Annotated in this window: 3 protein-coding genes and 2 pseudogenes; 1 reads left to right on the plus strand and 4 read right to left on the minus strand. The window is 72.8% G+C overall.

Annotated features, from left to right (window positions below; translation table 11 throughout):
- On the plus strand, positions 1-1,190 hold a 1,190-nt coding region (locus tag ACN675_RS28790), incomplete at its 5' end, for a Zn-binding domain-containing protein (RefSeq protein ID WP_420754057.1).
- On the opposite strand, the pseudogene ACN675_RS28795 reads toward ACN675_RS28790, so the two are convergent.
- The 4 genes and pseudogenes from ACN675_RS28795 to ACN675_RS28810 all read right to left on the minus strand — a co-directional run.
- A pseudogene (locus tag ACN675_RS28795) lies at positions 1,190-1,540 on the minus strand (Rv3654c family TadE-like protein); the annotation flags it as partial. The gene ACN675_RS28790 and the pseudogene ACN675_RS28795 overlap by 1 nt on opposite strands.
- Positions 1,537-1,851: a TadE family type IV pilus minor pilin gene (locus ACN675_RS28800; protein WP_420754058.1), complete on the minus strand. Its 315-nt coding sequence runs from the start codon at positions 1,849-1,851 to the stop codon at positions 1,537-1,539. The pseudogene ACN675_RS28795 and the gene ACN675_RS28800, both read right to left, overlap by 4 nt.
- Positions 1,852-1,874: 23 nt before the next feature.
- Entirely contained in the window at positions 1,875-2,078 is a 204-nt protein-coding gene (locus tag ACN675_RS28805; RefSeq protein WP_420754059.1) for a DUF4244 domain-containing protein, read from the minus strand.
- Positions 2,079-2,121: 43 nt separating this feature from the next.
- Positions 2,122-2,383, minus strand: a pseudogene (locus ACN675_RS28810) (type II secretion system F family protein); the annotation flags it as partial.

A 2,383-nucleotide genomic window follows, 5' to 3' on the forward strand; every position in this document is an offset into this window, starting at 1 on the left:
TCGACGCGGTCGTCGTCGCCGGTTTCCCCGGCACGGTCGCGTCGTTCCGGCAGCAGGGTGGCCGTGCCGGCCGCCGCGGCGCCGGGTCGCTGGTGGTGCTCGTCGCCCGCGACGACCCGCTCGACACCTATCTCGTGCATCATCCGCAGGCGCTGCTCGGCACCCCCGTCGAGGCGACCGTCACCGATCCGGCGAACCCGTACGTGCTGGGTCCGCAACTGCTGTGTGCCGCGCTGGAGGCGCCTCTCACCGACGCGGAGGTCGCCGAGTTCGGGGCGGAGGACGTGCTCGCGGGCCTCGCCGCGCAGGGCCTGATACGCCGGCGCCCCCACGGCTGGTTCGTCACCCCCGACACCGACCCGCACGCCGGCCTCGACATCCGCGGCGGGATCGGCAGTCAGATCGCGATAGTCGAGGCCGACACCGGCCGGATGCTCGGCACCGTCGACGCCGGGCGCGCCCCCGCGACCGTACATCCGGGCGCGGTGCACCTGCACCAGGGCGAATCGTTCGTCGTCGACGAGCTGTTCCTCGACGACGGTGTCGCCCTCGTGCATGCGGAGGACCCCGAATGGTCCACCTTCGCCCGGGAACTGACCGACATCACCATCACCTCCGTCGACGAACAGCGCACCGCGGGCGACGTCACCGTCGCGTTCGCGCGGGTGGAGGTGACGCATCAGGTGATCGGTTACCTGCGGCGCCTCCCCTCCGGTGAGGTACTGGACCAGATTCCCCTGGACATGCCGGCGCAGACCCTGCCGACCCGGGCCGTGATGTACACCGTTACACCCGAACTGCTCGAGCGCGCCGGGATCGGAGCCGAACGCGTCCCCGGCGCACTGCACGCCGCCGAGCACGCGGCCATCGGCCTGCTCCCGCTCGTCGCGACCTGCGACCGCGGCGACATCGGCGGGGTGTCCACCGCACTGCACGCCGACACCGGGCTGCCGACCGTGTTCGTGTACGACGGGCACCCCGGCGGCGCCGGGTTCGCCGAACGCGGGCACAGCCGGATCACCCGATGGCTCACCGCAACCCGCGACGCGGTCCTCGCCTGTGAATGCGCCACCGGCTGCCCGTCGTGCGTCTACTCCCCCAAGTGCGGCAACGGCAACGACCCGCTCGACAAGGCCGGGGCGATCGCGCTGCTCGGGGTGGTCCTCACCGCGCTGGCGGACGAGCCCTGATCTGCCGGACCCGCCCGCGCGATCGCCACCGCCTCCCCCGCACCCGGCAGCGCCGGCGTCACCTCCGCGGCGACCTCGACGACCGCGTCCCACCCGTCGACCGAGCACTCCCGCACCCGGACCCGCATGCGCGTGGCGATCCGCTCGGCCTGCCCGCATGCCCGGTCGCTTCCCCGGTCGAGCGCGACCGCGACGGCCAGCGCCGCCAGATCGGCGGCCGCCTGCGCCCGATGCCGTGACGCCACGGCCGACCCGATGTGCACCAGCGTCGCGGTCACGACGACGAGCGCCGCCATGAGGAAACACCCGACGATCGTCGCGCTGCCCCGGTCGTTCCCCGGTGCGCTCACGGCAGCGGTTCGGGTTCGCGGACCGCGACGGCCTCGGCCGTCAGCGTCACCAGCGGCAGCAACGGCCCCGCCACCGACACCACCGCGACGACGAGATCCCCGTCCTCGCGCAGCGTGATCCGCGCGTTCGGCGGAGCGACCCGGGCGGCCGTCTCGACCGCCCGCGCCTGGTCACCGCGCGCAGCCAGCCGGGCGGCCTCCCGCGCCGCGTCCTGGCAGCGGAACTGATGGGAAACACACAGCACCGCACCGAGGCACAGCACGAGAACCGACACCAGCGCGGCGAGGGTGATCGCCGCTTCGACGGTCACTCCACCCTCTTCCCCGGAGCCGCTCACACCGCGGTGTTCAGGGCGCGCTCGACGATGCCGGTGAGCGCCGAGACGATGTTGTCGCCGGTGACGACCGTGTAGAGCACGGCCCCGAACGCCGCGGCCGCGATCGTGCCGATCGCGTATTCGGCGGTCGACATGCCGTCCTCGTCGACCACGGCCCCCGCGAGCCGATCACGCACGATTCGAATTCCGTTGGTGAACATGATTTCTCCCCTCTGACCGGCACGGGCCATCCGCGCCGATGTCTCACAGCAGTCCCCCGGAGAGGACCTTCCCCGCCAGTCCGATCACGACCGGGACGATGCCCAGGCACACGAACGCCGGCAGGAAACACAGGCCGAGCGGTCCGCTGACGAGCACTCCGGCCCGCTCGATCGCGGCGGCCGCCCGGTCCTCCGCTTCGGCGCGACCGCGTTCGGCGAGTTCGGCGACGATGCCCGACAGCGGCGCACCGGACTTGGCGGATCGTCGCGCAGCCCGCGAGAACGCTTCGAGCACTTCGTCGTCG

It is taken from the genome of Rhodococcus sp. O3 (assembly GCF_048897285.1).
In the GTDB taxonomy this organism is placed as follows: Bacteria; Actinomycetota; Actinomycetes; order Mycobacteriales; family Mycobacteriaceae; genus Rhodococcus.

What these genes read in the sequence shown, in the direction of transcription:
- ACN675_RS28805 (WP_420754059.1), bottom strand. Translation starts at nt 2,078, where the DNA reads ATGTTCACCAACGGAATTCGAATCGTGCGTGATCGGCTCGCGGGGGCC.